Consider the following 23,373-nt stretch of genomic DNA (forward strand, 5'->3'; position numbering starts at 1 on the left):
GGCCGGCGGCGTCAACCGTTTCGCGAGAAACGCTTCTTGATCATCTTGCGCCGCTGGCACCATCGCTGGCGGAGCGTCTTTCGCGCGAAGGGTTCGAACATCTCTTCGGTGGATTCGGGGTCGCCCAGCTCGTGGTCGGAGATGAAACCCTCGATGTCGCCGAGTTCGCGCTTCTCGAGATGGTCGAGCGTCTTGCCCTCGCCCCGCAGCGCCTCGATCGTCGCGATCAGGCCCGTGCCTTTCGCTTCCTCTTCGGCGACTCGCTCGGGTTCGACGTCGAGATGCTCCGCCATCAGGTCCTGGCGGATCGCGCGGATCGTGTCCTCGTGCCCTTTGCCGGTATTCTGCGGCAGTCCGCAGTCGATGATCACGTCGCACTCGCTGTCGAGGCCCATCGAGCGGTTGTTGAGGTTCGAGGACCCGACGCGGATCACCCGATCGTCGACGATCGACAGTTTGGCGTGGACATAGATATTCTCTTTGGCCGCGTTGACGGGGATATAGAGACGGAAATTCTCGCCCCCCTTCGATTTCTCGATCGTTTCCCACAAGCGCTGGCGCGTTCCGTCCATCGCCTTGGCCTCGAGGAAGCCGTCCCCCGTCCGCGGCATCACCAGCACGATTTCGGGCGGATCGTCCTTCCCGAGCCGCTCGCAGATCGCCGCGGCGATGCGGGGCGAGGTGAAATACTGGTTCTCGATGTAGATGAAGCGCTTGGAATGCTCGATCATATCGATGAACAACGCTTCGTTCTCGCGGACCTGCTCGACATCCTCATAGTCGGCGCGTGTGCGGGCGATGGCGATATCGACGTCCTCGAACATCGGTTCGACATCGTCGGGCCAGTAGCCCTCGCCGTCGTTCTGCAACCGTTCGATCTCCTGGTGGGTCGCCACTTGCCAGCGCTCGCGGCCCAGATCGGCGAGCGCGCCTGCGACCGGACCGCGCATGATCATCGTGATGTCGTGCCAGGGCTGATAGGGCTTGCCATTGGGGGTCGTGCGGGTGGAATTCTCCGGCGCATGGTCGCGCGTGTCCCACCGACGCATCGCGATGTCGATCCCGCCGCAAGCCGCGAAGGTTTCGTCGAGGATGACGATCTTCTGGTGGTGGCTGCAGCCCATCGGGTGGGAGCTGTCGAACTTCATGTTGATCGGTTTGGCGATCCACCAGCGAAATAGCCAATAGGCCGCACGGACCGACAAAAACTGCTTCAGCGCGCCGAAATTCCACTTGAGGATGTCGATCTGCCGCTCGGGCTTGTTGCGCGCGAGTTCGAGGAAGAAATGCCCCAGGCTCGAATGATACTGGCCGTCCTCGTCTGGCACGAGGCTGATCCGCGTATCGAAGTCCCAGCCGACGATGAAGATCCGGTCGCTCGCCTCGGTCATCGCCTCGGCGATGAGCTTGTAATAGGCGGCAGCGTCGATCACGACGCGCGCATCGTGCGCCCGCTCGATCCGCCAGACGTTGCGCCCGACGGCGACGATAGGTTGGATGTCCTCGCTCACGATTGTCTAAAGCATCGAGGCTTCCCGCCCGTTCCATCGCGCGTTAGGTCGGGACATGACCGCCGTTCCCGCCTGGCCGCCAGAGAGCTTGCCGCGCCTCTATATCGATGCGCCGATGCACGAGGGCGCCGCCGTGCCGCTCGACCAGCGCCAGGCCCATTATGTCGGGACGGTGATGCGGCGGCAGGTCGGCGATGCGCTGCATGTCTTCAACGGCCGCGACGGCGAATGGCGCGGCGAACTCGTCGATGTCGCCAAGAAGCGCGCGATGCTCAAGCTGACCGGCAAGACACGCGAGCAGGAGGCGCCGACCGGCGTCACGCTCGCCTTCGCGCCGATCAAGAAGCAGGCGATCGACGTGCTGATCGAAAAGGCCGTGGAACTGGGTGTTGAAACGCTGCAGCCTGTCCTGACGCAGCGTACCAATGCGGCGCGGATCGGTGCGGAGCGGATCGAGAAGAATATCGTCGAGGCCGCCGAGCAGTGCGGACGCACGGCGCTGGCCGAATTGCGCACGCCGGTGCGGCTGGAGAAATGGCTGATGCAGCGCGATGGCGGTCCGCTCTATTTCGCCGACGAAACAGGGGGCGCGCCCGCGCTGGACAGCTTCGCACCGCCGCCCGCGACGATCCTGATCGGTCCCGAAGGCGGCTTCACGCCGGAAGAACGCGCCATGATCCGCGGTGAGGAGGGCGCCGTCGCCATCAGTCTTGGCCCCCGCATCCTGCGCGCCGAAACGGCAGCGCTGGCCGCGATCGCCGCGTACATGGCGAGCGCGGGCGACTGGACGGCTTAGTGGCTTTGCGAAACGCAGATGAAGGTCTAGGGCGCTAGGTCATGACGACGCGCACCGATCTTTCCGAAAGCCCGGTCATCGAGAGCCGCGATGACCTGCTCGCCATCTTCTCGGGCGGCGAGAAGCCCAAATCCGACTGGAAGATCGGCACCGAACACGAGAAGTTCGTCTACAATGTCGAGGATCATTCGGCCCCCAGCTGGGACGAGGAAGGCGGCATCCGCGACCTCCTGACCGCGCTCACCGAATTCGGCTGGGAGCCGGTCATCGAGGGCGGCAAGATCATCGCGCTGACGGGCGAAGACGGCACCATCAGTCTCGAGCCCTCAGGCCAGTTCGAACTGTCGGGCGCCGCGCTCGAGCATCTGCACCAGACCTGCAACGAGGCGGGTCGGCACCTGAAGCAATGCAAGGCGGTCGGCGAGAAGCTGGGCGTCGGTTTTCTCGGGCTCGGCATGTGGCCCGACAAGGCCCGCTCCGACATGAGCTGGATGCCCAAGGCGCGCTACGGGATCATGCGCAACTACATGCCCAAGGTCGGTAGCCTCGGGCTCGACATGATGCTGCGCACCTGCACCATCCAGGTCAATCTCGACTATTCGTCCGAAGCCGACATGGCGCAGAAATTCCGCGTCGGGCTCGCGCTCCAGCCGGTTGCGACCGCGCTGTTCGCCAATTCGCCCTTCACCGAGGGCAAGCCCAACGGCTTCCTCTCCTATCGCAGCCATATCTGGACCGACACCGACGCCGACCGCACCGGCATGCTGCCCTTCGTGTTCGACGAAGATTTCGGTTACGAACGCTGGTGCGACTATGCGCTCGACGTGCCGATGTACTTCGTCTTTCGCGACGGCCTCTACCACGACGTGGCGGGCAAGAGCTTCCGCGACTTCATGGATGGCAAGCTTCAAGGCCTGGAAGGCGAACGCCCGACGCGCGCCGACTGGACCGATCATCTCTCGACGATCTTCCCCGAAGTTCGCTTGAAGAGCTTTCTCGAGATGCGCGGTGCCGACGGTGGCCCGTGGAACCGCATCTGCGCGCTGCCCGCATTGTGGGTCGGCCTGCTCTACGACCAGGGCGCGCTCGATGCCGCATGGGACCGGGTCAAGCACTGGGCGATCGAGGAGCGCGAGCAGTTGCGCGCCGACGTGCCCAAACAGGGTCTGCGCACCGCGGTCCCGGGCGGCGGCACGATCCAGGAACTCGCCGAGGAAGTGGTCGACATCGCTGCGGCCGGCCTCAACGCGCGTGGCAAACTCGGCCAGTCGGGCGATAACGAGACGGGCTTTCTCGACCCACTGCGCGACATTCTCGCCAGAAAAGCCTCGCCTGCCGACCAGCTGTTGGAGGCCTATCATGGCCGCTGGAACGGATCGGTCGCGCCCGTCTACGACGAACAAAGCTTCTAGGAGAAACCATGACCGAGCGCCGTACCCTCTATCCCATTGTCGAACCTTATGAGAGCGGCATGTTCGACGTGTCGGACGGTCATTCGCTCTATTACGAGCGCGTCGGCACCAAGGGCGCCAAGCCGGCGGTCTTCCTGCACGGCGGCCCGGGCGGCGGCTTCGGCCCCAGCCATCGCGGCCAGTGGAACCCCGAGAAATATGACGTGCTCCTGTTCGAACAGCGCGGCTGCGGGCGATCAACGCCGCAATTCAGCCTCGAGGACAACACGACCCAGAAGCTCATCGAAGACATCGAAAAGCTCCGCGAGCATCACGGCGCCGACAAATGGCAGGTGTTCGGCGGCAGCTGGGGCTCGACGCTCAGCCTCGCCTACGCGCAGGCGCATCCCGACCGGGTCACCGAGCTGATCCTGCGCGGCATCTTCCTGTCGGAGGAGCGCGAGTACAAATGGCTGTTCGAATATGGCGCGAGCGAAATCTATCCGGACGAATATGCGCGGTTCCTCTCGGTGCTGCCGGAAGGCGAGCGCGACGATCCGATCAATGCCTACAACCGCATCCTGACGGGCGACGATGAAGAGAAGAAGCTCGAGGCCGCCAAGCACTGGTCCCGCTGGGAAGCGGTGACGGTGACGGTCCTGCCCGACCCCAAGGTCATGGAGCATATGCAGGACGCGCACCAGGCGCTCGCTATGGCGCGGATCGAAACGCACTACATGCGCCACGGCTGCTTCCTCGACGAGGGTCAGTTGCTCCGCGACGTCGGCAAGATCCGCGAGATCCCGGGCGTCATCGTCCAGGGGCGGCATGACAGCTGCACGCCACCCCGCTCGGCGTGGGAGCTGAAGCAGGCATGGCCCGAGGTCGATCTTCAGATCGTCGACGACGGCGGACATAATTACGCCGAGCCCGGCATCCTCGACGGTCTCGTGCGCGCCACCGACCGGTTCGCGGGCCAGTGAACGCCGCGACGAGCGCAGGCGCCAGTGCGGCGATCGCGGCGGCGTCGGTCGCGAGCCGGCAAAAGGCGATCCTGCAAGACCTCAAGGACAAGGGCGCGACGGGATCGGGCAAGGCGGTCGCCTATACGCCGCCGAAGAAAGGCGACGAGAAGATCCTCGCGAACATGATTGCAAGCGAATGGGTCGTGAAAACCGATCGCGGCAATTATCACCTGACCAACCAGGGCCTCTCGAAATTGGCAGAAAGCGCCAGCATCTCGGGCGGCGCCGCACTGCTCTTCCTGCTCGCGCTCGTGATGTGCGTGGCATCGATCGTCGCGCTGATCGTCTCCCTGGACTAGAGGTCGGGCAAGGACTGGTCGGCGGTTCCCCAGCCCTTCAGCCTGTCCCCGCGCCGAAGCAGTTCTTCGAGGTCGCTGACGCCGAAACGGTTGCCGCCGTCGCTCGACGCCAATTCCTCCCATGTGACGGGCGCGGCGACGGGGGCGCCTTCGCGGGCGCGGGCGCTGTACGGCATCACCGCGGTCGCGCCGCGCTGGTTGCGCAGCCAGTCGAGGAAGATCTTTCCGCCGCGCTTGTTCTTGCGGATATTGGCAGTGAAGCGATCGGGCCGGTCGGAAGCCAGTGCGCGTGCGAAGCGCTCGGCAAAGCTTTTCACCGCGGGCCAGTCGGCGCTCGCATCGAGTGGGGCGACGACGTGAACGCCTTTCCCTCCCGTCAGTAAGGGCCAGCTTTCGAGGCCCATCTTCTCGAGGATGTCACGAACCTCGCCCGCCGCCTCGCGGACGGCGGCGAAGTCGAGGCCCGCGTCGGGATCGAGGTCGAATACCAGTCGATCAGGCTTCTCCAGCGCTGCGTTGCGGCTCCCCCAACCATGGAATTCGATCGTCCCCATCTGCGCGCACTGGACGAGACCCTTCGCGTCTTCGACCCAGAGATAGTCCTCCTGCTTGCCGTCCGTTTCCTCGATCGCGATTCCGTGCACGGCATCGCCCAGCGCGTCGGGGCCGTGCTTCTGGAAGAAACATTGCTTGGCGCGCCCCTGCGGACAGCGCACCAGCGTGACGGGTCGTTCGGCGACATGCGCGAGCAGGAGCGGCGCGATGGCGGCATAATAGTCGGCGAGTTGGCCCTTGGTGACGCTGGCATCGGGGAAAATGCAGCGATCCGCGCTGGAAATTTTCACGCCAACGGTTTCGGCTGTCGGGAGCGCGACCTCGCGCTTCACCTGCGAAGGCTTCTTGTCGGCGCGCAGGCCGAGATAGCTCGGGTGACGGAGCGTCCCCGAAGACGTGAATTCGGTAAAGGCGATCTCCGCGACGAGCTTGGGCGTGACCCAGTGTGCACCTCTCGCATCCGAGCGCGGCACCTCGGCGGGCGGGGTCTTGCGCTCCAGCCGTTCCAGTTTCGCCTTCAGCTCCACCATCATGTCGTGCGTGAAACCCGTCCCGACCTTGCCGGCATAGCGAAGCGCGCCGTCCTCGTTCACCGCCAGCAGCAGCGACCGGAAGGGCCGCGCCTTCTTGTCGCTTTCCGCCCAGCCGATAATGACGAATTCCTGCCGGTTCACGCATTTGATCTTGAGCCAGGCGCGGCTGCGCTTGTGGCGGTAGGGCGCGCCGGCCTGCTTGGCGATGATCCCCTCGCCGCCCTCGGCGCAGATGCTGTCCAGCATCGCCTCTCCCGCCCCCTCGACATGGTCGGCATAGAAGAGTGGCGCTTTGGCCTTCGCCATCCGCTTGGCGAGCCGCGCTTTACGCTCGGCATTGGAAAGCGCGGTAATGTCTTGGCCCGCATCCTCGACGAGATCGAAGGCGAAAAAGCTGACGCCTTGCGCTCCGCTGTCTTTCACCGCCCGTTGCAGCGCTCCGAAATCGGGTTTGCCGTCCGTGCCGAGCATGACCGCTTCGCCATCGATCAGGCAGTCTTTCGGGAATTGCTTCTTTGCTGCTTCGAGGAGTGCCGCGAACCGATCCGACCAATCCTTGCCGTTGCGCGTCCACGCCTTGTCCGCACCCGTATCGAGCAGCAGGCGATAGCCGTCATATTTATATTCGAACAGCCAGTCCCCACGCGTCGGCACGCCATCGGCCAGCGTCGCCAGCTGGGGTTTGCGAAAGCTCACGACGCCTTTTTCTTGGGCTCAGCCTTCTTCTTCGGTTTCTTCTTGTCGGCCTCGAGGCTCTTCTTCAATGCCGCCATCAGGTCGACGACATTGTCACCGCTACTCGGCGGCTCGTCCAACGTCGCGTCGCCGATCTGGCGCTTGCCCTTCGACTTTACCTTGGCATCGATGAGGTCCTTCAACGCTTCGACGTAGCGATTCTCGAACTGGCTTGCGTCGAACGGCGCGGTCTTCTTGTCGATGAGGCTGGTCGCCAATTCGAGGAGGTCATCGTCGGGCTTGTCGTCGCCGATCTCGCGAAAATAGCCCTCCGCCTTGCGCAACTCCTCCTCGTAGCGGAGCGTCTCGAGCACCAGCCCGCGCCCGCACGGTTTGACGCTCACCACATATTCGCGTCCGCGCATCGCCAGCTGGCCGATGCCGACCTTCTTCGCTTTCCTGAGCGCCTCGCGCAGCACCACGAAGGCGTCTTCGGCTAGCTCGTCCTCGGGGACGACGAAGTAGGGTTTCTCGAAATAGATGGGGTCGATCTCGCCTTGCTCGACGAACTGGATCAACTCCAATGTCCGCTTGCTCTCCAGCTTGACCGCCTCGATCTCCTCGGGCTCGAGGAGGACATATTCGCCCTTGTCGATTTCGTAGCCCTTGACGATCTCGTCGCGGTCGACGGGGCCGATGCCGGGAACGACCTTCTCGTAGCGCACTCTTTGCCCCGAGGGTTCGTGAACCTGGTGGAAGCTGACCGTGCTTCCCGACTTGGTCGCGGGATACAGTTCCACGGGAATCGAGACGAGCGCGAGGCGGATCTGGCCTTTCCAGCTGGCACGAGCGGGCATGGGCAATTCCTTTCGGACATGTCAAAGCGCTGCTTCGCCCATGCGTTCCCGACGCGTTCCCGATTGACCGCGCACGCGGCTTTTGGCAGGGAGCCACCTCTTGGCGTTGCGGGTATAGTTCAACGGTAGAACACTAGCCTTCCAAGCTAGATATACGGGTTCGATTCCCGTTACCCGCTCCACCGACCCCTGCGGATTTCGGTGGAGGGCAACCGACCCTTCCGGAGCGGTTGACACAAGCACGGCGTTTCGCCATTTGGCGCGCCTGCCTTGCATCTGTGTGGACAGGTGGCCGAGTGGTTAAAGGCAGCAGACTGTAAATCTGCCCGCGCAAGCGTACGCTGGTTCGAATCCAGCCCTGTCCACCACCCCCCTTCCCTTATGCAATCGACCCTTACCGTCCGCCTTTGCGAGGGATACGGCGCGCTTAACCTGCGTTGATTAATCGCCTTTGGTAGTATTGTGCGTCATTTTGACTTAAGCTGTGATGCGTATTCGCAACGTAACGAGCGCAAAACGTGATTCTAGGGACACAGGGCCAATTCATGATCGAGGGTGACGACCAAGGCCGGTCCGACCTTTCCCCGAACGACCTTCTGAACGAGGCTCAGAAAGAATGCCTGCGCCTTGTCGCCGCGCATCACAGCAGCAAGGAAATCGGCGCGATCCTGGAGATCTCGCCGCATACGGTCGACCAGCGCATCCGCCAGTCGCTCGCGATCCTCGGTGTCCCGCGACGCCAGCAGGCCGCGCGCCTTCTCGCCGAAGCCGAAGCGGCGCCGGGCGAGGATCCATATCAACGCTTGATACATCAATCGCCGCATATCGCCGAAAGTCTCCAGCCGACCCAAACAGACGGGGCGATCGGCAATGAGATTCGGCACGCCGGTCGCGCAGGGAGTTCCGGTGCCGCGGCGTCCATATCCGAGCAGGATGTCGATGGTATCCGGTTCTCCCTGCCTTTGCCGTTTGCCACGCGGAACCGTCCGCACAACGACATGGGCGTCGGCGCCCGGCTGACATGGATCGTCCTGATTGCGATCGGGGCCTTGTTCAGCGCGGGCATGTATATGGCCGGTCTGGAAAGCCTCTCGCGCTTCCTCGGCGGCTGACGATAGCGCTCATCGGATGGTGCAGGCTCCGCGATCGTGAAGGAGCCATCCATGCGTAAACAAGCCGTCCAGTCCGCCGCTCGCGATGTCGCGACGCAGCTTCGCAGCCTCGAAGAATCGATCGACCATACGCTCGAGCAACTCGCTTATCTGCAGACCAGCATGCTGAATGCCCGTTCGACCGCCCGCGTCGGTCCGCATATCGGCCAGGAAGCGCTCGCCGAAGTCGCGCAGGCGCTCGGCAGCATCGTCGCTGGCCGCGGCCAGATCGCCTCGGCGCACGCGCTCCTCAAGGGCACGAGCCAGCAAGTGCCGGGCCTTCGCGAAATGAACTACGGCGATGTCGCCGAGACGCCGCCGCCGTCCGGCATGGATACGCTGCGCGTCGTCGCGTAAAGACGTGGTGTCGGGCGGCGCGAGCGCGTCGCCCGGTCGCTCGCGCACGGCCACTCAACACGGGATCGATCATCGATGCTTCCGGTCCAACTCTACTTCACCATCCTCGCGATCGTTTGCGCATTCGCAATCTGGCGAGGCGGCGTGGAAGAACGGATCGTCGCGGTCACCTCGATCGTGGCCAGCCTCGGATCGCTATGGATCATCCCCCCGATCGACCTTCGGTACGGACGGACCGAAATGGGCGTCATGGCGATCGATCTTGCCGTTCTGTTCGTTTATATCGCACTCGCCCTGCGATCGCGCCGTTACTGGCCGTTGTGGGTCGCCGGCATCCAGCTGACGACCAGCCTTTCGCACGCGATCAAGGCGGTGAACGTCGATCTCTTGCCCGCCGCTTATGCGGTCGCGGCCCAATTCTGGGTCTACCCGATCCTCCTCATCCTGTTTGTCGCGACACTGCGTCGGCGCAAAACTGGTGACAGGCGGCCGCCGTCGGGTGCCGCTCCGGCCTGACGGCCCTCCGTCTGCGTAGGCGCTGGCCACGCATCCATGGCCCCCTTACAGTCGGAGCCATGCTCAACTCCATTTCCGCCGCCCTGATCGATGCCATCGCCGACCCGGTCATGCTTGTGCAGGGCAGCCGCCTCATCGCCATCAACCAGGCGGCGCGCGACCAGGTCGGGTTGCGGCTCGCCAACAGCGACATCCGGCTCGCGGTCCGCCACCCCGAGGTACTCGATGCCCTCACCGCAGGCGATGAAGCGACGTTGGACGTCGAGGGGATCGGTCGCGCCGATCAGCCCTGGCGCGTCCACGTGATCCCGCTGGAGGACGACATCGTGCTCGTGCGCATGATCGATCGCGCCGCCGAACGCGCGGCAGAAAAGATGCGGGTCGATTTCGTCGCCAATGCCAGCCACGAACTGCGCACGCCGCTGGCCGGTATCCTCGGTTATGCCGAAACGCTGTCGGAGGAAGGCGAGATCGACGAAGCCATACGCCGCCGGTTTGCCGGGACGATCGAGAGCGAGGCGCGACGGATGCTGCGCATCGTAGAGGATCTGATGGGCCTGTCGCGAATCGAGGCGGACCGCTTCATCGTCCCGCGCGAGCGGATCGACCTTGGACAATTGGTCGTCGATTCGGTCGAGGAAAGCCAGTCTCTCGCGCAACGCCGTGGCTGCCGCATCGATACGCAGGTCGAGCCGGACCTGCCCACCATTGCGGGCGACGAGGCGCAATTGATGCAGGTCGTCGACAATCTCATCGGCAACGCCATCCGATACGGGTGCGGCGAGCAATGCGATTTTGTGCGGGTCGCGGTCGGTCGGTCGGGCCGCGAGCGCGTCCGCCTGACGGTTGCCGACAAAGGTCCCGGCATCGCGCCCGAACATCTGCCGCGCCTGACCGAACGCTTCTACCGGGTCGATGCCGCGCGCAGTCGCGAAGGCGGCGGAACCGGCCTGGGATTGGCGATCGTCAAACATATCGCCGAGCGCCATCGCGGAACGCTCAACATCGCCTCTGCCGTAGGGCGCGGGACGACGGTCACGATCGATCTTCCGATCATGCGATAGCCCCCCGGCTTGGCGCCCATAGTCATGATAATGTCACCTCTTGGCCACAATGGGCGTCGGGACCACCCGCTAGGCACGTAGCCAGCGAGAACGCCGCGTCATTCGCGGCCCACTAGGGGAACGACATGCTGAAGAAATTTCTTATCGGCGCGGCGATGGCCGGGCTTCTTTCGGGTTGCGGTGGCGGCGGTGGAGACCCCAGCGCGAGCGAGATCAAGATCGTCGGATCCTCCACCGTCTATCCGTTCACGACCGCGGTCGCCGAGCAGTTCCAGCGCGCCAACCCCGGTGCGACCGTCATCGTCGAATCGACCGGGACGGGATCGGGCATGAAATTGTTCTGCGAGGGCCTCGGCGCCGACCAGCCGGACATGGTCAATGCCTCGCGCCGCATGAAGGCCAGCGAATATGAAGCCTGCGCCGCAGCGGGCGTCGACAATGTCGTCGAACTGACCATCGGCATCGACGGTCTCACGCTCATTCAGGGCGCCGACCAGGAGCCGTTGTCGCTCACCACCGCGCAGGTCTACGAAGCGCTGGCGGCCAATCCCTATGGCAAGGAGCAGACGGCGAAGAACTGGTCGGATATCGACCCCTCGCTCCCGAATCGTCCGATCCTCGTTTACGGCCCCCCTCCGACGAGTGGCACGCGTGACAGCTTCGCCGAGCTGATCCTCGAGGCGGGCTGCGATTCGAATGCCGAAATGGAAGCGCTGAAGGAATCCAACAGCGACCAGCACAAGCAGACCTGCACCAAGATCCGCGAAGACGGCGCCTATGTCGAAGCGGGCGAGAACGACAATCTCCTCGTCCAGAAGGTCTCGCAGGAACCGGGCGCGCTGGGCGTTCTGGGCTACAGCTTCGTCGAGGAAAACCAGGATCGCATCTCGCCGGTCACGCTCGACGGCGTGCAGCCGACGTCCGACACGATCTCGAACCTCGACTATGTCGGCGCGCGTCTCCTCTATGTCTACGTCAAGGGCGCGCACGTTCAGGCGAAGCCCTCGCTGCGCGAATTCGTCAATGCCTACCGACAGGCGTGGCAGCCCGGCGGGCTTCTGTCGACGAAAGGCCTGGTCGCGCTCGACGATGCGGGCCGGACCGAAAGCGATTCCCGCGCCGACGGCCTGACCCCGCTCAACGCCGCCGACCTCAAGTAGGACCGCGGACGATCCTGCCGGACGAGACACGATGAGTTTGTTGCTCACCGCCATCCTGATCGTAGGACTGTGCGTGCTTGCGGGTATCTATGCCCGTTCGCGCGCGCAGGGCCTGCGACGTGGTGGCGAGCGGCTGCACAGCCTGCCCGTCTATCATGGGGTCTATGTGTTCCTCTGGGGCGCGCTGCCGGCCCTCGCGATCCTAGCGATCTGGAGCATCGTCCAGAACCAGCTCGTCATGCAGGCGGTGCTGGCCTCGGGCCCCGGACAAGCGCTGCCCGACTTCGACCTTGCGCGACAGGCGATCCTCAACGAGGCGCGCAGCATCGCTCAGGGGTATCGCTCGACCGGTCTCTATGAGGAATCGGCTGCGATCGCGCCCGTCTATGCCGCAGCGCAGAGCCGTTTCGGCTGGATCGGTTCGATCGTCGCGCTCGTCGCCGCGGGCATCGGCCTGTTTCTCGCGATGCGGCGGCTCGGCGTCCACTTCCGCGCCCGCACGGGGGTCGAGCGCTGGACGATGATCCTGCTCGTCGGGGCGTCGCTCATCGCCATCTTCACCACGCTCGGCATCGTGCTCTCGCTGCTCTTCGAGACGCTGCGCTTCTTCCAGATGGTCAATCCGCTCGAATTCCTGTTCGGCACGCAATGGTCGCCGCAGACCGCGATCCGCGCCGACCAGGCCGGCTCCTCGGGCGCGTTCGGTTCTATCCCGCTCTTCTGGGGCACGATCTTCATCGGCGCGATCATCGCCATGATCGTGGCCATCCCGCTGGGCCTGATGAGCGCGGTTTTCCTGACCAACTATGCCCACGCCAGGGTGCGCACCTGGCTCAAGCCCATCCTCGAGATTTTGGCGGGCGTGCCGACCGTGGTTTACGGTTACTTCGCCGCCATCACCGTGGCACCCGCAGTGCGCGATTTCGGGGTCATGCTCGGGATCCCCGCCACCGCCGAAAGCGCCCTCGCGGCAGGTCTCGTGATGGGCATCATGATCATTCCCTTCGTTTCCTCGATGGCCGACGACAGTATCGCCGCCGTCCCGCGCGCGATGAACGACGGCAGCCTCGCGCTGGGCGCGACCCCGTCGGAAACGGTCAAGAAGGTCGTGATGCCCGCCGCGCTTCCGGGGATCGTCGGCGGCATCCTGCTCGCGGTCAGCCGCGCGATCGGCGAGACGATGATCGTGGTGATGGCGGCGGGCCTTGCCGCCAACCTCACCGCCAACCCCTTTGCCAGCGTCACCACCGTCACCGCGCAGATCGTCGCGCTGCTGACGGGCGACCAGGAGTTCGACAGCGCCAAGACGCTCGCCGCCTTCGCGCTGGGGTTCGTGCTTTTCTTCATCACGCTCATTCTCAACCTCTACGCGCTGCGCGTGGTCCGCAAATATCGTGAAGCTTATGACTGACGCGCCCGCCCTCTCCCCCGGCGAACGCTGGAAGAGCGATGCGATGAGCAAGCGCGTGAGGGCGCGCTATGCCGCCGAGAAGCGTTTCAAGTTCTTCGGCATGGCGGCGGTCGGCCTGTCGGTCGCCTTCCTCGCCTTCCTGCTCGTCACGATGATCGCCAACGGCGCATCGGGCTTCTTCAAGACCGAAGCGCGTCTCGATCTCGATTTCCAGAGCTCGGGCGTGATGCTCGAGCCGTTCATGCTCGAAGGGTCGCGCGCACGAAACGTCCTCGGAAGTGCCGGCCTCCCAGGCATCATCCGCTCGGCGGCCGACGCGCAATATGGCGAGGACAGTGCCGACATTTTCTCCGACGGCGCCACCATCACGCTGACCGACGCATTGATCGACGAGCCCGAATTGCTGCGCACCGGCGGCACCTTCTACCTTCCCGTTTCGAGCGGTCTCGACCTCGCGGTGAAGGGCGATGGCAGCGCCGAGATGGAAGCGCTCGCCGCACGCATCGACGATCGCGCCCATTTCGATACCCGTTTCGCCTGGAGTTTTCTTTCCTCGAGCGACAGCACCGACCCGACTGCGGTCGGCATCTGGGGCGCGCTCAAGGGCAGCTTCTTCACCATCGTCGTGACGATGCTCCTGGCCTTCCCGATCGGCGTCCTGTCGGCGGTCTATCTGGAAGAATTCGCGCCCAAGAATCGCTGGACCGACATGGTCGAGGTGTCGATCAACAATCTCGCCGCGGTACCCTCGATCATCTTCGGCCTCCTGGGCCTCGCGGTGTTCCTCAACGTCATGCACTTGCCGCGCTCCGCACCGCTCGTCGGCGGCCTGACGCTCGCGTTGATGACCATGCCCGTCATCGTCATCGCGGGGCGCAATGCCATCAAGGCCGTCCCGCCCTCGATCCGCGATGCGGCCTTGGGCGTCGGCGCCTCGAAGATGCAGGTCGTCTTCCACCATGTCCTGCCGCTGGCTCTGCCCGGCATCCTCACCGGCACCATCATCGGCATGGCGCGCGCGCTCGGCGAAACCGCACCGCTGCTGCTCATCGGCATGCGCGCCTTTATCGCCTCGCCGCCCGATGGTATCCTCGACAAGGCGACGGTGCTGCCGATGCAGATCTTCCTGTGGTCGGACGAAGTGGATCGCGGGTTCGTCGAGAAGACGAGCGCCGCCATCATCGTCCTGCTGCTCTTCATGCTGGCGATGAATGCGCTCGCCATCTACCTTCGCAACAAGTTCGAACGCCGCTGGTAGGATGCCAACAGAGATTTCGATGACCGATACGACCGATATCAAACCCGAAGCGACCGACGCGGCGACCACCCCGCAAGCATCCGTCATGCACGATGTGGACAGCGGCCAGCGCCCCAAGATGCGCGCCGACGACGTCCACGTCTATTATGGCGCCAAAGAGGCCATCAAGGGCGTCTCGGTGAACATCTTCGAGGACAAGGTCACCGCCTTCATCGGCCCGTCGGGCTGCGGCAAGTCGACCTTCCTGCGCTGCTTCAACCGCATGAACGACACGATCGACGCCGCGCGCGTCACGGGTCACATCGAGCTGGACGGCGAGGACGTCTATTCGCCGCAGATGGATGTCGTGCAACTGCGCGCACGCGTCGGCATGGTGTTCCAGAAACCCAATCCCTTCCCCAAGTCGATATACGAGAATATCGCCTACGGCCCGCGCATCCACGGTCTGACCACGAACAAGACCGAGATGGACGAGATCGTCGAGGGCTCGCTCCGCCGCGCGGGGTTGTGGGACGAGGTCAAGGACCGCCTCGACGACAGCGGCACGGCACTGTCGGGCGGCCAGCAGCAGCGCCTGTGCATCGCGCGCGCCATCGCGGTCGATCCCGAGGTGATCCTAATGGACGAGCCCTGTTCCGCGCTCGACCCGATCGCCACCGCCAAGATCGAGGAACTGATCCACGAGCTGCGCGGGCGCTATGCCATCGCGATCGTCACGCACAACATGCAACAGGCCGCGCGCGTTTCGCAGCGCACCGCCTTCTTCCACCTGGGCGACCTCGTTGAATATGGCGAGACCGGCCAGATTTTCACCAATCCGACGCAGCAGCGTACGCAGGATTACATCACGGGACGTTATGGCTGATTCCAAATCCAATCCGGTCGAACCGCATATCTCGGCCCATACGCTGAAGGCCTTCGACGAGGACCTCAACCAGCTGCGCGCGCTCATCAGCCAGATGGGCGGGCTCGCCGAGCACCAGATCCGCGAGAGCATGCGCTGCCTCGTCCAGCGCGACGTCGAGGGCGCGCGCAAGGTGGTCGAGGACGACAAGAAGATCGACGCGCTCGAGGTCGAGACCGAGCAGCGCGCCATTCAGACGATCGCCCTTCGCGCCCCCATGGCCGCCGACCTTCGCGACGTCGTGGCCGCATTGAAGATCGCCAGCGTCGTCGAGCGCATCGGCGACTATGCCAAGAATATCGCCCGCCGCGTCGAGGAAATCGAAGGCGTCAACGGGATCGAACCCTTGTCGCTGATGCCCGAGATGGCGCGCATCGCCACCGAGATGGTGCATGACGTGCTGACCGCGTTCGTCGAGCGCGATGCCGAAACCGCGCTGCGCGTCTCGCGCCGCGATCAGGCGGTCGACGACTTCTACAATTCGATCTTCCGCACGTTGCTCACGCACATGATGGAAGACAGCCACAATATCGGCCCGGCGACGCAGTTGCTCTTCGTCGCCAAGCATATCGAGCGGGTCGGCGACCATGCGACCAATATCGCCGAGATGGTCTATTATGCGGCCACCGGCGGGCAGATCACCGATGCGCTCAACGCGGAGAGCGACGACTAGGGGAAGGGGTACCCGTACCGATGGCCGACAAGAAATTGCTCCTGGTGGAAGACGATCGCGCCTTGGCCGATCTTGTTACCTACCATTTCGAACGTGCCGGCTATGACGTGACCCGCACCGGCGACGGCGAGGAAGCGATGATCCTCGCCGAGGAAATCACTCCCGATCTCGTCCTCCTCGACTGGATGATCGAGGGCATTTCGGGGATCGAAGTGTGCCGCCGCCTACGCCGTCGCCAATCCACCGCCAACCTGCCGATCATCATGCTGACCGCGCGCGGGGAAGAAGACGACCGCATCCGCGGGCTCGAGACCGGTGCCGACGACTATATCACCAAGCCCTTCAGCCCGAAGGAACTGGTCGCCCGCGCGGGCGCCGTGCTGCGCCGCGTCCGCCCCGCGCTGGCCGCCGAAGAGCTGGAATATGCGGGCATCGAGATGGATCTCGCGGGTCACCGCGTACGCCGCGAGGGCAAGCCGATTCAATTGGGCCCCACCGAATATCGCTTGCTGCGCCACTTCCTCGAGAACCCCGGCCGCGTCTTCTCGCGCCAGCAACTGCTCGAGACCGTCTGGCCGCACAGCGAGGATATCGAACTGCGCACCGTCGACGTGCACATCCGCCGCCTGCGCATTGCCTTGAACGAGCACGGCGGCCCCGACCTCATCCGCACCGTCCGCGCGGCGGGCTACGCGCTGGATGCCGAGGGGGCGCGGTAGCCCCGCCGTGCGAAATGAAGCGACCGCAATGGATCAGGACGCGGCATGAGGATTTTGATAGTTTCCGGTACGTTACTTTTAAGTGGTTGTGCTTCTGGGGAGATGGCTGACCGCATCCGTTTCTGCGATGGAGAAGGGCGCCAAATTCCAGAGGTGTTGTTCAACACCGTAACTGGAGCGATGGTCATCTCGGATACCAATCAACGCAACGTATTGCCCTGCGAACGAAACGTCTCACTCTGCTATGATAGAGAACGTCGCAGTTTCCTTTACGACGCCAAGCAGACTTCCTACGCGAAGCGAGGATTCGATCGCAATTGGGGTCGCGAAGAATGGTCGCTCGATACGGAATCCTTCTACCTGCGCCTTGATAGTCCTAAATTATCTGTGGAGAGTTGCGAGCCGGTCGCCGTGGACGCGATACTCCGGCGATAGTATTGCCCTTCGTTAAAACAGAGGGCATTGCGCACCCATGGCTCGCAAACGCAAAACCAAACGCGGCGATAACCCCAACCGGCCCCGGTTCTGGGGCAAACACGCCGTCGCCGCCGCGCTCGACAATCCCGATCGGCGCGTCCTGAAAGCCTGGGCGACGCAGGAAGCCGCGAATTTCATGCAGTTTCCGCCCGAGGTGCAGGTCGTGCGCGCCGAGGTGACCGACCTCGCGCGCCTCGTGCCGTCGGACGCGCCGCACCAAGGCGTCGTCATCGAGTGCGAGCCGCTCGAGGAAATCTGGCTAGGCGACGTGCTCGCCGAGGCCGACGAAGACGCGATCCTGCTCGTCCTCGACCAGGTAACCGATCCGCACAATGTCGGCGCGATCCTGCGCTCGGCGGCGGCCTTCGGGGCCATCGCCATCGTCACGCAAGACCGCCACGCCCCTCCCGAGGGCGGCGCGCTCGCCAAGGCGGCTTCGGGCGCCTTGGAAACCATCCCCTGGGTGCGGGTCGTCAACCTCGCGCGCGCGATGGACGAGATGGCCGAGGCGGGCTTCTGGAAGATCGGGCTGGCGGGCGAGGCCGACATGACGCTCGCCGAAGCCCTGGGCCCCAAACGGGTCGCGCTGGTGCTGGGCGCCGAAGGCCCCGGCATGCGCGCCAACGTGCGCGATCATTGCGATGCGCTCGCCAAGCTGCCGATCTCGGACGCGATGGAGAGCCTCAACGTCTCCAACGCCGCCGCCATCGCACTCTACGCCGCCGCCACCGCCTCCTGATATGGTCCTGACGCGCGAGAGCCTCGACCGCGAGCTCGACGCGCTGGCCGCCATCGAACCCGCCTTCGCGCGCACCATTGAGCGCCACGGCCGCCCCGACCCACGCGTCCGCCCCACCGGTCATGTGACGCTCCTGCGCACCATCGTGGGCCAGCAGGTCAGCGTCGCCGCGGCCGACAGTATGTGGGCCAAGCTCACCGGCCGTTTCGGCGAGGATCCCGACCTAGAAGCGCTCACCGGCGCCGACGATATCAGCCTGCGCGAGGCCGGCCTGTCCCGCCAGAAAGCGGGCTATGCGCGCAGCCTCTCGCAGCTCGTTCTCGACGGCGCCGTCGACTTCGCGAACCTCCCCGCCGATGACGAAGCTGCCATCGCCGAACTGACGAAGATCAAGGGCATCGGTCGCTGGACGGCGGAAATCTACCTGCTCTTCTCCGAAGGCCGACCCGATGCCTTTCCGGCGGGCGACCTTGCAGTGCAGATCGAACTGGCCCGCATCCTCGATCGCGAGGAGCGCCCACCCGAAAAGCTGGTGCGGCAATGGGCAGAGCCCTGGTCGCCGCATCGCGGTGCCGCCGCCATCCTCGCATGGCATTCCTATATGGCGCCGCCACTCTAGCGCGACGGCCTAGACGGGCTTGAGAACGATCTCGCGATAGATGCGCGCGCCCTGATCGACACGGATCGGCGCAAGCTTTCCATCCGCACCGCCCGCGCGTCCGATGACATAGGATTGCGTCGACACTTCGACCGGAACGCCGCCGGTCTCGCGGCGGATGTGCAGGACGAGCAGCGGTGCGATGATCTGTCGGTCGCCTGCCTGGAGCACGCGCGCCTTGTCGAGCGGCAGCCGCGCGGTCGCATCGGTCTGGACACCCTCGCCGACCTCGAGCCGCGGAATGTCCGCCGCGCGTGGCTGTGCTGCAAGCGTTTCGATGACCCGGTCGATGGCGTCCTGCTGGTCGGGCCCCGCATTCACGATCGTCGCATCGATCCGTATCCCGGTCGCAGCGGCATTGCCCGAATTGCCGACCTCGATCCCGTAATCGAGCCTGAACTGGTCGTCGTCGAGCACCGCACGCTTGGGCCGCAGGCTGGCGATCAACCTTGGCTTCAAGCCCGTGCTCACGATTCCGACGGGCGCGGCAGGCTTCGGCGCAGGATCGCGACGGGGCGCCGGTTCGGGAAGCCTCGTCGGTGCAGCGCGGGGGCGCGGTGGTGCGAGGTCGTCGAGGGGCGTCGCCGGAGGCGAGGCGCTGCGCGCGGGCGTGGGCGATCGCTGCGGTGAAGGTGCGGGTGCGGGTGCAGGCGCGGCCCCGGCAAAGGCGAGCGCACCCTCCCCGACCGGTCGCCCATCGTCGCGCTTCCGGAAGGCGAAGACCGCCGCGCCGATGGCAAGGAGCGGCAGGAGGATCAGCAACCACCAACCGGCGACCGCTCCCCCGCTGTCCAGCGCATCGCCCTCCAGCCCGCGCGGCTCGATGGCCGTGTCCTGCGCCTCGTCGCGCGCCGCGAGGCTCGGCGATTCGACCGGCTCGAGCGAAGGAAGCACCACCTCGCGCTGCGTCTCCTCGGCCTCGTCGGACGCGCTTGCAGCACCAGTCGCGGAGGACTCCGAGACCACATCGCGCGGTGCGGGAGTCGGCGCGCGCTGCGGCGAGCGCGACGTCGTGGTCGTCGGCGACGGAAGGTCGAGGGGCGGCGGAATGTTCGTCGTCGTTGACGAGGGCTGCTCGTCGCGTTGCTGCGAGGGGCGCTCGAGCGAGAAGTTGCGAAGCGATTCCGGCCCGATCACCCGCGAGTCGTCGCGCGTATCGCCCTGCGGCGGGATGGCGATGACGTTCGATGGCGTGGGGGTCGCGCTCGCGGTTGCCGCGGTCGAGACGGGCAGCAGCGCACCGACCCCGATCAGCGCGGCGAACCACAAGCGGGAGGAAGGCGAAAAACTCATGACGGCCCCGCTCAAACCAGCCTTTTGAAACGGATGCAAGCCGTCAGGCGGCGTCGACCAGCACCAGTTCGCACGGACCGTCGAGCGCTTCGATCGTCACGTCGCTTTCGTCACGGATCGCGACACCGTCGCGCGGCCCCGCCTCTACGCCGTTGACGCGGACCCGGGCCGAGGGAACGAGATAGACGTGGCGCTCGGGAGCGGTGCGATGGACGAGGCTTTCGCCTTCCCCCAATGTCGCACCCCAGACGGTGGCGTCCGCATTGAAGCTCAGCGATCCGTCATCGGGATCGCCGCTCGCGAGAAGCTGGAACTTGCCGTTACGTTCGTCCTTGGGAAAGGGCATCTGCCCCCAGCCCGGCTGTGCGCCCGGCCGCGCCGTCTCGATCCAGATCTGGAAGAGCGTCGTCTCCTCGTCCTCGAGATTATATTCGGCATGCATCACGCCCGTACCCGCGCTCATCACCTGCACGTCGCCCGCGCCCGTCCGACCCTTGTTGCCCATCGAATCCTGATGGCTGATCGCGCCGGTGCGGACGTAGGTGATGATTTCCATGTCGCGGTGCGGGTGCGGAGGAAAGCCGCTCTTCGCAGCGATCCGGTCGTCGTTCCACACGCGGATCGGCCCCCAGCTCATCCGCGCGGGATCGTGATAGCTGGAAAAGCTGAAATGATGGCGGGCATCGAGCCAGCCATGGTCGGCGTGGCCAAGCGTTTCGAAGGGTCGGATATCGATCATGCCCCCAAGATGGGCAGCCCCCGTGCCCGGTCAAGAAGGCACAGCGATGTGACCCCGGCGACCCTTCGCCCCTTGCAAGCGCCCCTTCGGCACCCCAGAGAAGAAGAGAGACACGAAGACATTCGCCCCACGCGGGCGAGAAAGGAACTATTCTTATGGCCGAAGACGTCCGGCTCGAAACCATCGACGAAACCGTCCAGGGCAAGCACGCGCATATCCGCGCCGAGAAGCTGCCGATCATCGAAAGCAACAGCGACCGAAGCACGCGCTGCGGCAAGTGCGATCAGGTCATCGTCGACAATGGCGGCCCCGAACTGCTCTACAAGGCATTCGAGACCCCGCAGATCCTGATCGTCGAATGCACCTGCGGCGCGCTCAACGAGGTGCCGCGCGCCGACTGATCGCAGCGTGGATCCTCAGCCGAGGATCACGCCTGCATCGATGACGACCATGGTCGGCGGCGCGTCCGGAAAGATCTGCGCCGCTGCCCCGCTGTCGGCGGTGGTGTAGAAGCCGAAATCCGACGCCGCGAGCGCGCCCACGCCGTCCATCTCGATCCGCATGTCGCCCGTGCCCAGCGTGCCGTCGTTCTGCGTATCGATCCACAGGCTGCCGCCGCCTTCCCCGGTGACGAACACCGCTTCCAGCATGCCGCCGTCGCCCACGCTGTCGGAGAGCAGCGCCTCCGCTTCCGCGATGCTGCTGACGCTGCCACGAAAGATGAAGCTGTCCGGCGTCGCGAGCGCGTCGACGATCGCGATCCTGTCCTCGCCCGGCGCGAAATCGAGGATCGTGTCCACCGCGATCCCGTCGATCGAATCGCTCGCCGCGAAATAGACGAACAGGTCGGCGCCCGCTCCGCCTTGCAGCGTGTCCGCACCCCCGAGCCCCGCCACGCGGTCCGTCCCGCTTCCCGTACGCAGCACATCGTCTCCGTTCGAGCCATCCACCAGCAACGCGCGCGTGAACGCCGTGGCATCGAGACTGTTCGTACCATCGAAGCCGAAGGCGACGCTGCCGATCCCTGCCGCTTGCGCATTGGCCCCTAGCGTCAGGAAACTGGTCTCGAAGCCGACCAGCGCCTCGACGCTCTCGACGAGCGCGAAGTCGGCATCGACCAGTTCGCCGCGGGTGAAGATCGTGTCCGACCCCTCCCCGCCGCGGACCCGCACGTCGCCGCCGAGATATTCCAGCGTGTAGAAATCGTCATTGCCCACGCCCCCGTCGAGCAGCACTGCGCCTTCGTCATAGAGGAAGAATGTGTCATCCCCGCCCTCGCCGTATAGCGCGTTGAAGCGGCTGCCGGACGAATTGAGGAAATCATCGCCCTCGCCGCCGAAGGCGCGATCGCCAAGACCCGTCGCCGCGCTGCTCCCCGCCCATAATTCGTCCCCACCGGGGCCGCCGACCAGAAGGTCGCCGCCGCGGGCATTGTCGGCGTCGAGATAATCGCCCCCTGCCCCGCCGATGAACGTCACCGAATAGGCGCTGACATCCGGAAAGGCGACGAGGTCGATGGCAGTCTCCGCGGGTAGCGCGCTCGCGTCGACGACGAGCCGGTCGCCGAAGGAAGGCGCATTGATGTCGTCGAAATCGAGCGCGATCGAGGTCACGCCGGATTGCGCCGACACTTCGATCCGCTCGAACCCCGAAAAGGGCGACGCATCCGGGATCGAGACATCCTCCGTCACCAGCGCGCGAAGGACATCGAACCCGTCGCCACCCTCCAGCTCCTGGCTCCCGTCCCAACCGGTGACGACAAGCGTCTCGTTTGACGCATCGCTGTCGGGCAGCGTTTGCGGACTTCGCGATACGATCGTGTCGCCGAGCGTAATCGTGAAGGTGGTGGGGTCGATGCTGAGGAGGCGCGCATCGGTGCCGCCGTCGAACGTGATGGTCGCGCCCGCGGGACCGGCGGGGATGATTGCGGTGGTCGTCGCGCTCTGGAGCGTGATCACCGCTCCCGACGAGGACACCGTATAGTCGCTCGCCTGGCCCGGGAGGTTGATGGTGTCCCCGCCCGTATTGAAGCTCGCGTCGAAGCGGATCACGCCCTCGACGACCGTCACGATCTCGGCGCCGTCGGTCGTTCCGACCACGCTGGCCTCTCCGCCAATGAAGACACTTTCGCCGCGGGTCAGGATCAGACGGGCCATGGGACGCACTCCTTGGAAGATCAAAGACGCAGCGTGGAGCGCGGGCGGTGACTTTGCAAGACGATCGGCAGGCAAGCGCGCACCGGCGGTCGGGCGCAAGCGGCGGCGTGTCCGATGCCCGGAACGGATGGCGCGTCGATTCCCCGGGGTCTTGCCGGGGGGATGCCGAAACACGTTGCCGACGATGTCCGCCAGCACAGGCCAACGCCCGGGGGAGGCGCGACGAGATCGACAGGGGTTCGAGAAGGGAAAGGCGGCCATCTCCGGCGCGGACCTCGAGAGCGAGCAAGCCTGAAGCGCGCGATCCGACAGCCAGAGACGCGCGCATCGAGCGCACCGACGGGGAGCACGCGGACGGTGAGTGAGGGTCGTGGGGGTCGGGCCCGATAGGACGGCTCGGCCCGCGCATCTCGCCAAAAGGAAAGGGCCCCCTACCTTTCGGTAGGAGGCCCTCAC

At 65.0% G+C, this 23,373-nt stretch carries 24 protein-coding genes and 2 tRNA genes; 20 read left to right on the plus strand and 6 right to left on the minus strand.

The features are described from left to right. Positions 1–11 precede the first annotated feature (11 nt). Positions 12–1,511 (minus strand): phospholipase D-like domain-containing protein, encoded by a 1,500-nt coding sequence (locus tag WJS89_RS05420; RefSeq protein WP_346339902.1) that lies wholly within the window; start codon positions 1,509–1,511, stop codon positions 12–14. Positions 1,512–1,566: 55 nt separating this feature from the next. Here WJS89_RS05420 and WJS89_RS05425 point away from each other — a divergent pair, with 55 nt between their 5' ends. From WJS89_RS05425 to WJS89_RS05440, 4 genes are read left to right on the plus strand one after another with little or no spacing between them, the layout of a single operon-like run. Then, positions 1,567–2,307, plus strand: coding sequence for a 16S rRNA (uracil(1498)-N(3))-methyltransferase (locus WJS89_RS05425; protein ID WP_346339903.1), 741 nt, complete (start codon positions 1,567–1,569; stop codon positions 2,305–2,307). Positions 2,308–2,348: 41 nt separating this feature from the next. Then, the gene (locus tag WJS89_RS05430) at positions 2,349–3,719 is read left to right on the plus strand and encodes a glutamate--cysteine ligase (RefSeq protein WP_346339904.1); all 1,371 of its coding nucleotides are present in this window, start codon (positions 2,349–2,351) and stop codon (positions 3,717–3,719) included. An 8-nt stretch (positions 3,720–3,727) separates the two neighbouring features. Next, positions 3,728–4,681 carry a prolyl aminopeptidase gene (gene pip, locus WJS89_RS05435; protein WP_346339905.1) on the plus strand — a complete coding sequence of 318 codons (954 nt, stop codon included), beginning with the start codon at positions 3,728–3,730 and terminating at the stop codon, positions 4,679–4,681. Further along, complete coding sequence (locus WJS89_RS05440; protein ID WP_346339906.1) at positions 4,678–5,022, plus strand: hypothetical protein; 345 nt, start codon at positions 4,678–4,680, stop codon at positions 5,020–5,022. Before pip ends, WJS89_RS05440 begins: the two co-directional genes overlap by 4 nt. On the opposite strand, the gene ligD is transcribed toward WJS89_RS05440, so the two are convergent. Together ligD and ku are read right to left on the minus strand one after the other, a co-directional pair. Beyond that, entirely contained in the window at positions 5,019–6,806 is a 1,788-nt protein-coding gene (gene ligD, locus WJS89_RS05445) for a DNA ligase D (protein WP_346339907.1), read from the minus strand. The genes WJS89_RS05440 and ligD overlap by 4 nt on opposite strands. Further along, positions 6,803–7,642, minus strand: a complete 840-nt coding sequence (gene ku / locus WJS89_RS05450; RefSeq protein WP_346339908.1) for a non-homologous end joining protein Ku — start codon at positions 7,640–7,642, stop codon at positions 6,803–6,805. Before ku ends, ligD begins: the two co-directional genes overlap by 4 nt. Positions 7,643–7,750: 108 nt before the next feature. On the opposite strand from ku, the gene WJS89_RS05455 reads away from it, so the two are divergent. The 15 genes from WJS89_RS05455 to WJS89_RS05525 all read left to right on the plus strand — a co-directional run bounded on the left by WJS89_RS05455 (position 7,751) and on the right by WJS89_RS05525 (position 18,690). Further along, a tRNA-Gly gene (locus WJS89_RS05455) sits at positions 7,751–7,824 on the plus strand. A 100-nt stretch (positions 7,825–7,924) separates the two neighbouring features. Next, positions 7,925–8,010: transfer RNA gene (locus WJS89_RS05460), tRNA-Tyr, on the plus strand. Positions 8,011–8,187: 177 nt separating this feature from the next. Beyond that, on the plus strand, positions 8,188–8,754 hold the full coding sequence (locus WJS89_RS05465; RefSeq protein ID WP_346339909.1) for a LuxR C-terminal-related transcriptional regulator: 567 nt from the start codon (positions 8,188–8,190) through the stop codon (positions 8,752–8,754). A 51-nt stretch (positions 8,755–8,805) separates the two neighbouring features. Further along, on the plus strand, positions 8,806–9,150 hold the full coding sequence (locus WJS89_RS05470; protein WP_346339910.1) for a hypothetical protein: 345 nt from the start codon (positions 8,806–8,808) through the stop codon (positions 9,148–9,150). A 75-nt stretch (positions 9,151–9,225) separates the two neighbouring features. Continuing rightward, complete coding sequence (locus WJS89_RS05475; protein WP_346339911.1) at positions 9,226–9,666, plus strand: hypothetical protein; 441 nt, start codon at positions 9,226–9,228, stop codon at positions 9,664–9,666. A gap of 59 nt (positions 9,667–9,725) precedes the next feature. Continuing rightward, positions 9,726–10,730, plus strand: coding sequence for a sensor histidine kinase (locus tag WJS89_RS05480; protein ID WP_346339912.1), 1,005 nt, complete (start codon positions 9,726–9,728; stop codon positions 10,728–10,730). A 125-nt stretch (positions 10,731–10,855) separates the two neighbouring features. Further along, complete coding sequence (locus WJS89_RS05485) at positions 10,856–11,890, plus strand: substrate-binding domain-containing protein (protein ID WP_346339913.1); 1,035 nt, start codon at positions 10,856–10,858, stop codon at positions 11,888–11,890. Positions 11,891–11,921: 31 nt separating this feature from the next. Beyond that, positions 11,922–13,301, plus strand: coding sequence for a phosphate ABC transporter permease subunit PstC (gene pstC / locus WJS89_RS05490; RefSeq protein ID WP_346339914.1), 1,380 nt, complete (start codon positions 11,922–11,924; stop codon positions 13,299–13,301). After that, entirely contained in the window at positions 13,294–14,559 is a 1,266-nt protein-coding gene (pstA, locus tag WJS89_RS05495; protein ID WP_346339915.1) for a phosphate ABC transporter permease PstA, read from the plus strand. The genes pstC and pstA overlap by 8 nt, the downstream gene beginning before the upstream one ends. A gap of 85 nt (positions 14,560–14,644) precedes the next feature. After that, complete coding sequence (pstB, locus tag WJS89_RS05500; RefSeq protein ID WP_346340081.1) at positions 14,645–15,424, plus strand: phosphate ABC transporter ATP-binding protein PstB; 780 nt, start codon at positions 14,645–14,647, stop codon at positions 15,422–15,424. Further along, complete coding sequence (gene phoU, locus WJS89_RS05505; RefSeq protein WP_346339916.1) at positions 15,417–16,136, plus strand: phosphate signaling complex protein PhoU; 720 nt, start codon at positions 15,417–15,419, stop codon at positions 16,134–16,136. The genes pstB and phoU overlap by 8 nt, the downstream gene beginning before the upstream one ends. A gap of 20 nt (positions 16,137–16,156) precedes the next feature. Next, on the plus strand, positions 16,157–16,855 hold the full coding sequence (phoB, locus tag WJS89_RS05510; protein ID WP_346339917.1) for a phosphate regulon transcriptional regulator PhoB: 699 nt from the start codon (positions 16,157–16,159) through the stop codon (positions 16,853–16,855). Positions 16,856–16,957: 102 nt separating this feature from the next. Beyond that, on the plus strand, positions 16,958–17,290 hold the full coding sequence (locus tag WJS89_RS05515) for a hypothetical protein (RefSeq protein ID WP_346339918.1): 333 nt from the start codon (positions 16,958–16,960) through the stop codon (positions 17,288–17,290). A gap of 37 nt (positions 17,291–17,327) precedes the next feature. Next, entirely contained in the window at positions 17,328–18,071 is a 744-nt protein-coding gene (gene rlmB / locus WJS89_RS05520; RefSeq protein WP_346339919.1) for a 23S rRNA (guanosine(2251)-2'-O)-methyltransferase RlmB, read from the plus strand. Between the two features lies 1 nt (position 18,072). Beyond that, a complete protein-coding gene (locus tag WJS89_RS05525) occupies positions 18,073–18,690 on the plus strand; it encodes a DNA-3-methyladenine glycosylase family protein (protein ID WP_346339920.1) in 618 nt (205 codons plus the stop codon). Between the two features lie 9 nt (positions 18,691–18,699). On the opposite strand, the gene WJS89_RS05530 is transcribed toward WJS89_RS05525, so the two are convergent. Together WJS89_RS05530 and WJS89_RS05535 are read right to left on the minus strand one after the other, a co-directional pair. Continuing rightward, positions 18,700–20,022, minus strand: coding sequence for a hypothetical protein (locus WJS89_RS05530; RefSeq protein ID WP_346339921.1), 1,323 nt, complete (start codon positions 20,020–20,022; stop codon positions 18,700–18,702). Between the two features lie 43 nt (positions 20,023–20,065). Continuing rightward, positions 20,066–20,761 (minus strand): pirin family protein, encoded by a 696-nt coding sequence (locus tag WJS89_RS05535; protein ID WP_346339922.1) that lies wholly within the window; start codon positions 20,759–20,761, stop codon positions 20,066–20,068. Positions 20,762–20,916: 155 nt separating this feature from the next. Here WJS89_RS05535 and WJS89_RS05540 point away from each other — a divergent pair, with 155 nt between their 5' ends. Continuing rightward, a complete protein-coding gene (locus WJS89_RS05540) occupies positions 20,917–21,162 on the plus strand; it encodes a hypothetical protein (protein ID WP_346339923.1) in 246 nt (81 codons plus the stop codon). Positions 21,163–21,177: 15 nt separating this feature from the next. Here WJS89_RS05540 and WJS89_RS05545 read toward each other — a convergent pair whose 3' ends face one another. Then, the gene (locus tag WJS89_RS05545; RefSeq protein WP_346339924.1) at positions 21,178–22,917 is read right to left on the minus strand and encodes a calcium-binding protein; all 1,740 of its coding nucleotides are present in this window, start codon (positions 22,915–22,917) and stop codon (positions 21,178–21,180) included. Positions 22,918–23,373 lie beyond the last annotated feature (456 nt).

The organism is Sphingomicrobium aquimarinum (assembly GCF_039655735.1).
In the GTDB taxonomy this organism is placed as follows: Bacteria; Pseudomonadota; Alphaproteobacteria; order Sphingomonadales; family Sphingomonadaceae; genus Sphingomicrobium; species Sphingomicrobium aquimarinum.

Bases quoted from the DNA above. Each gene is read 5' to 3' on its own strand.
- WJS89_RS05425 (WP_346339903.1), top strand. From the start codon at position 1,567: ATGACCGCCGTTCCCGCCTGGCCGCCAGAGAGCTTGCCGCGCCTCTAT.
- WJS89_RS05430 (WP_346339904.1), top strand. From the start codon at position 2,349: ATGACGACGCGCACCGATCTTTCCGAAAGCCCGGTCATCGAGAGCCGC.
- pip (WP_346339905.1), top strand. From the start codon at position 3,728: ATGACCGAGCGCCGTACCCTCTATCCCATTGTCGAACCTTATGAGAGC.
- ku (WP_346339908.1), bottom strand. From the start codon at position 7,642: ATGCCCGCTCGTGCCAGCTGGAAAGGCCAGATCCGCCTCGCGCTCGTC.
- WJS89_RS05465 (WP_346339909.1), top strand. From the start codon at position 8,188: ATGATCGAGGGTGACGACCAAGGCCGGTCCGACCTTTCCCCGAACGAC.
- WJS89_RS05470 (WP_346339910.1), top strand. From the start codon at position 8,806: ATGCGTAAACAAGCCGTCCAGTCCGCCGCTCGCGATGTCGCGACGCAG.
- WJS89_RS05475 (WP_346339911.1), top strand. From the start codon at position 9,226: ATGCTTCCGGTCCAACTCTACTTCACCATCCTCGCGATCGTTTGCGCA.
- WJS89_RS05480 (WP_346339912.1), top strand. From the start codon at position 9,726: ATGCTCAACTCCATTTCCGCCGCCCTGATCGATGCCATCGCCGACCCG.
- WJS89_RS05485 (WP_346339913.1), top strand. From the start codon at position 10,856: ATGCTGAAGAAATTTCTTATCGGCGCGGCGATGGCCGGGCTTCTTTCG.
- pstC (WP_346339914.1), top strand. From the start codon at position 11,922: ATGAGTTTGTTGCTCACCGCCATCCTGATCGTAGGACTGTGCGTGCTT.
- pstA (WP_346339915.1), top strand. From the start codon at position 13,294: ATGACTGACGCGCCCGCCCTCTCCCCCGGCGAACGCTGGAAGAGCGAT.
- pstB (WP_346340081.1), top strand. From the start codon at position 14,645: ATGCACGATGTGGACAGCGGCCAGCGCCCCAAGATGCGCGCCGACGAC.
- phoU (WP_346339916.1), top strand. From the start codon at position 15,417: ATGGCTGATTCCAAATCCAATCCGGTCGAACCGCATATCTCGGCCCAT.
- phoB (WP_346339917.1), top strand. From the start codon at position 16,157: ATGGCCGACAAGAAATTGCTCCTGGTGGAAGACGATCGCGCCTTGGCC.
- WJS89_RS05515 (WP_346339918.1), top strand. From the start codon at position 16,958: ATGGCTGACCGCATCCGTTTCTGCGATGGAGAAGGGCGCCAAATTCCA.
- rlmB (WP_346339919.1), top strand. From the start codon at position 17,328: ATGGCTCGCAAACGCAAAACCAAACGCGGCGATAACCCCAACCGGCCC.
- WJS89_RS05525 (WP_346339920.1), top strand. From the start codon at position 18,073: ATGGTCCTGACGCGCGAGAGCCTCGACCGCGAGCTCGACGCGCTGGCC.
- WJS89_RS05530 (WP_346339921.1), bottom strand. From the start codon at position 20,022: ATGAGTTTTTCGCCTTCCTCCCGCTTGTGGTTCGCCGCGCTGATCGGG.
- WJS89_RS05535 (WP_346339922.1), bottom strand. From the start codon at position 20,761: ATGATCGATATCCGACCCTTCGAAACGCTTGGCCACGCCGACCATGGC.
- WJS89_RS05540 (WP_346339923.1), top strand. From the start codon at position 20,917: ATGGCCGAAGACGTCCGGCTCGAAACCATCGACGAAACCGTCCAGGGC.
- WJS89_RS05545 (WP_346339924.1), bottom strand. From the start codon at position 22,917: ATGGCCCGTCTGATCCTGACCCGCGGCGAAAGTGTCTTCATTGGCGGA.